Origin of the sequence: Vibrio sp. V42_P2S4T144, assembly GCF_009904715.1 — a bacterium.
Classification (GTDB): Bacteria; Pseudomonadota; Gammaproteobacteria; order Enterobacterales; family Vibrionaceae; genus Vibrio; species Vibrio alginolyticus.
In genome coordinates, this window is the sequence record NZ_WXWS01000638.1 from 1 (window position 1) to 8,277 (window position 8,277).

Here is an 8,277-nt window from a genome sequence, read left to right on the forward strand (position 1 = left end):
GTATTAGTGTGGCTGAAAGCACAAGCAGATGAACTAAAAATAAGTCCAAGCAAAGAAATGTTACGCAGCATTTTTAATCGAAGCATATTTTTTGTAAGCCTTTTCTAATTTGACGTCGTATTGATTTTTCTGATACTCAGAACCATTGTAACCACGAGCAAAGGCAGCCCAATTTTTATCTCTTATATGCTCACCTAAGCCAGACTTTTGGATAAACGTAACAAAAGCCTCAAGTTGTTTCTTCTCCGACTCGAATACAGCTTTAACAAAGGATTCAGCGGTAACATGACCAGCTAACTTGAAATTAAAGCCCATAATTTGGAAACGTCCCCAAGATGCGGAGCGGATTGCTGCATTTGAATTCAGTTCAATCGCTTTATTTAGACGTACGTATTCTGAGATACCACCAACATAAAGACTTCGATTCCAATGCCGACTTGAAATACTTGGATGACTGTTATCGTAGGCTCTTGAAGTGAGTCTCGAAAATATATGAGCCTCAAACAAAATCTTTGGCTTACCATTGCTAAAGTAGGCTTCTCCTCGGCTCTCAACTTCCGCTACAGCTTTAATAGCAGCGACTTCGCATCCAAGAGTTTCAGCTACTTTGCGATAATCCAAGTCCGTCAACGCATCTCTTGAGCCAACCAAAGGTAACGTATATGCCACCGCGGTCTCAGGTGTTCGTTTTAAATAATCATTCAGCTTACGATGGCTTCTTCCATTCACATCTATCCTTCCATCTGGACGAGCCATCCCAACAAGGTTTTTCTGAAAAGCTTTAATTGCGCCGACAGTTTTGGAGTTTTCCGGTCTAGAGCCTAGTTTCCCATCCACTTTAAGTTCCTTTACTCCCTTTAAAGAACCAAGCAATTGGTTAATAGACCTTTGTACCGTACGAATGTCACCATCCACATTTTTACCACCCAAGCCAACAGAGCCGCTTATTCTTATTGAAGCCATGAAAGTACCTCCTCTTTATATTTTGGAGGAGCTTGTCATGCTCAATGAAGCTTAGAAAAATATCATTAGGGACTGGTTTTAATAATTTAGGCTAACTATGCAATACCTCATCCTACATTTACATAACAACGTATTTTCACTCGACGCAGATAACAAAAAACCCAGCACTAAGGCTGGGTTTTGGTGTTCTAGTGGTTAATGGATTAACCGATGTGCGTTGCGCCCGCCATGTACTTCTGAAGTACTGTAGGGATTGCAATGCGGCCGTCTGCTTCTTGGTTGTTTTCTAGGATAGCAACCATTGTACGACCTACAGCAAGACCAGAACCGTTTAGCGTGTGTACAAGCTCAGGTTTCTTCTCGCCTTTACGACGGAAACGCGCTTGCATACGACGAGCTTGGAAATCCCACATGTTAGAACATGAAGAGATCTCACGGTAAGTTTCTTGAGCAGGAACCCAAACTTCTAGGTCGTAAGTCTTACGAGCGCCAAAGCCCATGTCACCTGTACATAGAACCACTTTACGGTAAGGAAGCTCAAGAAGTTGTAGAACTTTCTCAGCGTGACCTGTTAGCTCTTCTAGTGCGTTCATTGAATCTTCTGGCTTAGTGATTTGTACTAGCTCAACTTTGTCGAACTGGTGCATACGAATCAGACCACGAGTGTCACGACCGTAAGAACCCGCTTCTGAACGGAAACATGGCGTGTGAGCTGTCATCTTAATTGGTAGATCCGCTTCGTCAGAAATCGTGTCACGAACTAGGTTCGTTACAGGTACTTCTGCAGTAGGGATTAGAGACAGTTTACGTGGCTCTTCGTCGTTTACCTTTTCTGCTAGCGGCTCAGTGTGGAAAAGATCTTTACCAAACTTAGGAAGCTGACCAGTACCGAATAGGCTGTCAGAATTTACTAGGTAAGGTACGTACATTTCTGTGTAGCCGTGCTCTTCAGTGTGAAGATCCAGCATAAACTGAGCGATTGCACGGTGTAGGCGAGCGAATTGGCCTTTCATCACGATGAAACGTGCGCCAGTGATCTTAACTGCGCTTGCGAAGTCTAGACCGTCGCCCATTTCGCCTAGGTCAACGTGATCTTTCAGTTCGAAGTCGTAAGACTTTGGCTCACCCCAACGAGAGATTTCAACGTTGTCGTTTTCATCTTTGCCATCTGGCACTTCGTCTGCTGGGATGTTTGGTACAGAAAGCGTGAACTCGTCTAGTTGAGCCATTACTTGCTCAAGTTCAACTTTCTTCGCATCAAGATCGCTACCTAGCGTACCGATTTGTTTCTTGATCTCTTCTGCGCCTTCTTTGTCGCCAGCCGCCATTTTTTGGCCGATTTGCTTGGAGATGGAGTTACGCGTGGATTGTAAATTTTCTACTTCTACTTGAATGGACTTACGTTGTTCTTCAAGTTTACGAATAGTATCTACGTCTAGCTTAAAGCCACGACGCGCCAGTTTAGCAGCTGTTTCATCCAGCTCTGTACGAAGTAATTTAGAATCCAGCATTGTTAATCCTATGCTTTTTGTTGTGAAATCACGCGCACTTTCCAAGCGTACGCGTTAAAAAAATTTACTAAACAAATGTATCCAAAAACGCCTACTTTTCATAGCGCTTTTGTGGGCTATTTGCGTCTAAAGTAGCCAAGTAATCTAACTTTTCGCCGATTTTGGTCTCCAGACCACGATTTGTCGGCTGATAGTACCTACGATCGCCCATTTCAGGCGGCAAATATTGCTCACCTGCTGCGTAAGCACCAGGCTCATCGTGAGCATAACGATACTCAGCCCCATAACCCATGTCTTTCATCAAACTGGTTGGCGCATTTCGAAGGTGATGCGGCACTTCATATTCAGGTAAGTTATGAGCGTCCGTTAGCGCTTGTTTCCAAGCAACGTAAACGGCATTACTCTTTGGAGCGCACGCGAGATAAACAATAGCTTGAGCAATCGCACGTTCACCTTCTGCTGGACCAACGCGTGTAAAACAGTCCCACGCGGAGAGTGCCACTTGCATGGCTCTAGGGTCCGCATTGCCGACATCTTCCGATGCTATCGCAAGTAATCGACGGGCAATATAAAGAGGATCACAACCCGCAGCAATCATACGTGCAGCCCAGTAAAGCGCCGCATCTGGGTTAGAGCCACGAATGGATTTGTGGACCGCAGAGATTAAGTCATACCAGATATCACCTTTGTTATCGAAGCGAGAGACTTTCTCCCCTGCCACTTCAGCCAGCAACTTAAGCGTGATCTCTTTTTCACCTTGCGCATTATCTTCTACCATGTCGTAGAGCAGCTCAAGATAATTGAGAGACATGCGAGCATCACCGTTGACCAGTTCTGCTAGGCGGTCTAATACGTTATCAGCGAAATGTGCGGGTGTATTGCCCAAGCCACGCTCTTTGTCACTGATCGCTTGATTCAGCGCCAGTGAGATTTCATCTTTATCGAGAGACGTTAGCTTGTAGACACGTGCACGTGACAGCAATGCGTTGTTTAACTCAAACGATGGGTTTTCTGTCGTCGCACCAATAAAGGTAACCGTGCCATCTTCGATATGCGGTAAAAACGCGTCTTGTTGAGATTTGTTGAAGCGATGCACCTCATCCACAAATAAGATGGTGCGGCGACCCGCCATTTTGTTCTCACGTGCTTTCTCGATTGCAGCACGGATTTCTTTCACACCAGACGTTACGGCAGACACACGCTCTACTTCAGCATTGGCGTAGTTTGCAGCCACTTCCGCTAATGTCGTTTTGCCTGTGCCTGGTGGTCCCCAAAGGATCATAGAGTGAATGTGACCCGCCTCTAGCGCACGGCGCAGTGGCTTACCAGGGCCTAAAATGTGCTGCTGTCCAATGTATTGCTCGATTGTTTCCGGTCTCATACGAGCAGCAAGGGGACGAAAATCTTCGTCCCCCGAGAAATCTAATGTGTAATTACTCACTACCAATTAATTCCTTTGGTCATCCACATCCACACCTTTTGGAATTGTGAATGTGAATCTGTCTGCTTTTGGTTTACCCAGCTTCACGTTGTTAAAGGTGAACAAACCTTTTTGACCGTCTTGCTCAACCACGTTGAAGCCTTTCACGACACCTTTGGCATCAATATTAATCTGGAATTGACCTTGTGTGGAGTCTACTGCAGTAGGAATGAGAGTGAACTGGTCACCTTTTTGAGATATTTTGTAGTTATTCCAATCACTTGCTCGGTTACGCGTTAGCAAAACAAATGGCGTTTGCTCTGTTGCTTGCTCTTGCCAGTAGATGCTCACTTGCTCGATGAATGGGCTGTAGTACCACAATGTCTTACCGTCAGAGACCAATAGGTTCTCATCAGGGAATGTTGTACTCCAACGGAACAGGCTTGGCCGAGCGATTTCAACCGTACCTTCTCCTTCCATAACCGTTTCGCCTTCAGGGCTGATAACCTGCTGAGAGAAATCCGCACTAAAGCCATCATTCATAGAAAGGCGTTTGTTTAATTCATCTTTAGGAGATGCTGCGTGTGCAGTAGAAAAGAGGGAAAAGCTTAAAACAAGCGCAGAGAAAAGTTTCGCTGAAAATAGTTTTTTCATTCAGATACCTATTATTAGAACCACTCACCTCAGTTGGACTGAGGTGAGTAAAACAAGTTCATTAATCTTTTGGTGGCGCAGGTGCCAGTACTTCACGGTTACCGTTATGACCCGGAGCACTTACGATGCCCTGCGCTTCAAGCTGCTCTACAATACGGGCGGCACGGTTGTAACCTATCTTAAATCGGCGCTGAACACCGGAAACCGAACCTCGACGTGATTGAACCACGTGCTCAACAACTTGATCGAAGAGCGGGTCTACATCTTCATCCGCTTCCATTTGCTCACCTGGCAATAGACTTTCTGGAGTTTGATCTCCACTGATGATCTCTTCAATATAGTTCGGTTTACCACGCGCTTTCCAGTTGTTTACAACAGCATGAACATCATCATCTGATGCAAATGCACCGTGAACACGAGTTGTATGACTAGATCCCGGCGGTAGATACAACATATCACCCATACCAAGTAGTGATTCTGCGCCGCCTTGATCTAGGATTGTACGAGAGTCCGTTTTAGTCGATACCGTAAACGCAACACGAGTTGGAATGTTCGCTTTAATTAGACCGGTAATAACATCAACCGATGGACGCTGAGTCGCAAGAATTAAGTGAATACCTGCCGCGCGCGCTTTTTGCGCCAAGCGAGCAATCAGTTCTTCAACTTTCTTACCTACCACCATCATCAGGTCAGCAAATTCGTCAACAACAACGACAATGTAAGGCAGCTTTTCTAGCAATGGCGGTTCAGTATCCATGCTGTCGCCTTCCTGCCAGAACGGGTCATGGATTGGGTGGCCCGCTTCTGCTGCCATCTTCAATTTTTCGTTGAAGCCCTTCACATTACGTACACCTAATGCCGACATCAATTTGTAACGACGTTCCATCTCGCCCACACACCAACGTAGAGCGTTTGATGCGTCTTTCATATCAGTCACAACTTCAGAAAGAAGATGAGGGATACCTTCATAAATAGAAAGCTCTAGCATTTTCGGGTCAATCATGATGAAGCGTACATCTTCTGGACCTGCTTTATACAGCATGCTCAAAATCATCACGTTCACACCCACCGACTTACCAGAACCTGTTGTACCTGCTACTAGCACGTGAGGCATCTTCGCAAGATCGGCCACCACAGCTTCACCCGCAATGTCTTGACCTAACACAACCGTTGTTGGTGACGTTGCTTGCTCAAACTGAGGGCTACTGATGACATCAGATAAATAGACCGTCTGACGACTCATGTTTGGCAGTTCCAAACCGATGTAAGGCTTGCCAGGGATTACTTCCACGACACGTACCGCCATCGCAGACAATGCACGCGCTAAGTCAGTTGAAAGACCAGAAATACGACTTACTTTCACCCCCGGCGCCAAATCAAGCTCAAAACGAGTGATCACTGGGCCAGGATAAATACCAACCACATCGGCTTTGATTTTGTAGTCAGCGAGTTTGCTCTCTACCAATCGAGCGACCTGCTCTAACGCATCACGGTCGATAAAGTTTTCACGTTTTTCTGGATGATAAAGCAACTCGAGCGTTGGGAGTGGCTCTTCCGGAACTGGCAAGTTTTCTTCTTTCTGTACCAAAAATGGGTTCTGTGTTGCAGCGACTTTGGCTTGCGCATTGGAAACCATATCTTGGAATGCGGTAACGTCTTGGTCGTTGTCTTGGACCTCTTCTACCTCCACTTTTTGAGGTGCAGGTTCAAATGTTGTTGAAGGTGTTGCAACTTGCTGATGAGGCGTTGTTGGCTGTACTTGCTGCGCAGGCTGAGACTCCACTTCGTCTTCATCATCTAACACATCAAAGTCAGAGATCGTAGGCTCAATATGTTGGCTCGACTCTGTTTGCGCCGTGATGCTATCTAATACAGCAGAATCAATTGCAGGCTCTTCATGTACAGGATGCTCAATACTTGGCTGCTGTACTTGCTCTGCTTCAAATTGTTCGTACTCCGCATAATCTGGTTCAACACTGATCGGTTCTTCTGTAGCTGTATGTGGCTCTACATAGGAAGAGTAAGTGTCTGCAAATGATGGGGCTGCCTGTTCTTCAGTTCCCCAGTCATCTGCTTGTTGCGCCGCTGCTTCAAGCTCTTCTATCGTAACATTCAGTTGCTTGGTGCGTTCCAAGAGCGGATCAACGTTATCCGTGTTAACCGTATGGATAGGTTGTGTTTGAGGCTCAGGTTCAGCATAAACTGGCGCAGCATTAACCGTAGCCTTGCGTTGTGGTGGCGTCGGTTCTACCATCGCCTGTTCCGCAGGCTTATCAGGTTTAGCTTGCGGCATATAAATAGGATACTCATGCGTTGGCGCCGATTCTTTCGGTTCATCGACATCGTACGCCGTTAAATGAGGAAGCGGCTCATCATCAATTTCATGGTCTACATTATGTTTAGGCGTAGAGACTTTATCTTCTACAAACTCATCAAGCTGAGGTTCTAAAACTTCCTGCTCTGAACCTCTTGCCTTATTTGCAAGCGCGGCAATTAGTGCTAATGCACGATCACCAAGCCATTCCACGATGTTAAGCCATGAGATGCCAGTGAAGAGCGTAAAGCCCGCTCCCCACAAGAACAGCAATACCAATGTGGTACCGAGTACATTCAATGTAGGTAAAGCGAGGCTAGACAACACATCCCCGACCACACCTCCGGATGAAAAATACCAAATGTCATCAAAATTAATATCGGCAAGACCGCAACTGGTCATAATAAGGACGACCAGACCGAGCAGCCTTGTACCCCATAGCATGAAATCAATTGGCTCATCTTCTCCTCGTTTACGGCAAATCACCCATGCAGCCGCCGCTAGCAAGAAAGGGATTGGGTAAGCGAGAGAGCCAAATGTGAAGAATAGAGTATCGGCTAGCCAAGCGCCGAAAAGGCCACCAGCATTATCGATATCCCCTCCCCATGCGGTTTGGGACCAAGAAGGATCGGCCGGACTGAAGGTAAATAGTGCAACCGCAAGCAATACCGAGCTAAGAACGCCAACGATAAAGCAGCACTCTTTTAAGCGTTGGAAGCCATTTAAGCGTGAAGACTGGGGCTCTTCACTGGTTTTGATAATGGTTTCGACTTTCTTTGCGTTCTCTTTGAACATAAATCAACTTGAATATGGAAATGAAATAGGAAATTGCAAAACATTCCGAGCGGCATCAAGCCGCTCGGTAAATTAAAAATTTAACCATATCAAGGAGAAAAACCCAATTACTCTCTGGCGAAAGCGGAAGCATATACCGCTTTCTTTGCAAGAAATTAACGAGTTTTGATCACAAGCTGGTTAGATTGTTTCACTTCTTCCATAACAACGTATGTGCGAGTGTCATTTACGCCAGGTAGACGTAGTAACGTATCGCCCAATAGTCGGCGGTAAGCACCCATATCTGATACACGGGTTTTAAGAAGATAGTCAAAGTCACCTGAAACAAGATGACACTCTTGTATGTCGTCTAGCTTTTGAACAGCTGAGTTAAACTGCTCAAACACATCCGGCGCACCACGGTTTAGCGTAATCTCAACGAATACTAATAGTGATGCATCCAGGAACTGCGGATTCAATAATGCAGTATACCCTGTGATATAACCCTGACGCTCTAAGCGACGTACACGCTCCAAACATGGCGTTGGAGAAAGTCCCACACGTTTTGAAAGCTCAACGTTTGAAATACGACCGTCTTTCTGCAGCTCATTAAGAATGTTGCGGTCGATACGGTCTAGTTC

Annotated in this window: 6 protein-coding genes; all 6 read right to left on the reverse strand. The window is 45.8% G+C overall.

The window, feature by feature from the left end; translation table 11 throughout:
- Positions 1–60 precede the first annotated feature (60 nt).
- Positions 61–963 carry an N-acetylmuramidase domain-containing protein gene (locus tag CAG68_RS20720; RefSeq protein WP_049536243.1) on the reverse strand — a complete coding sequence of 301 codons (903 nt, stop codon included), beginning with the start codon at positions 961–963 and terminating at the stop codon, positions 61–63.
- 203 nt (positions 964–1,166) lie between these two features.
- The gene (gene serS / locus CAG68_RS20725; protein ID WP_005378225.1) at positions 1,167–2,474 is read right to left on the reverse strand and encodes a serine--tRNA ligase; all 1,308 of its coding nucleotides are present in this window, start codon (positions 2,472–2,474) and stop codon (positions 1,167–1,169) included.
- Between the two features lie 91 nt (positions 2,475–2,565).
- Complete coding sequence (locus CAG68_RS20730) at positions 2,566–3,921, reverse strand: AAA family ATPase (protein ID WP_202600021.1); 1,356 nt, start codon at positions 3,919–3,921, stop codon at positions 2,566–2,568.
- A complete protein-coding gene (gene lolA / locus CAG68_RS20735) occupies positions 3,922–4,548 on the reverse strand; it encodes an outer membrane lipoprotein chaperone LolA (RefSeq protein ID WP_017634949.1) in 627 nt (208 codons plus the stop codon).
- A gap of 61 nt (positions 4,549–4,609) precedes the next feature.
- On the reverse strand, positions 4,610–7,657 hold the full coding sequence (locus CAG68_RS20740; protein ID WP_086046623.1) for a DNA translocase FtsK 4TM domain-containing protein: 3,048 nt from the start codon (positions 7,655–7,657) through the stop codon (positions 4,610–4,612).
- Positions 7,658–7,812: 155 nt separating this feature from the next.
- The coding region (gene lrp / locus CAG68_RS20745; protein ID WP_161441610.1) for a leucine-responsive transcriptional regulator Lrp at positions 7,813–8,277 on the reverse strand (465 nt) is incomplete at its 5' end.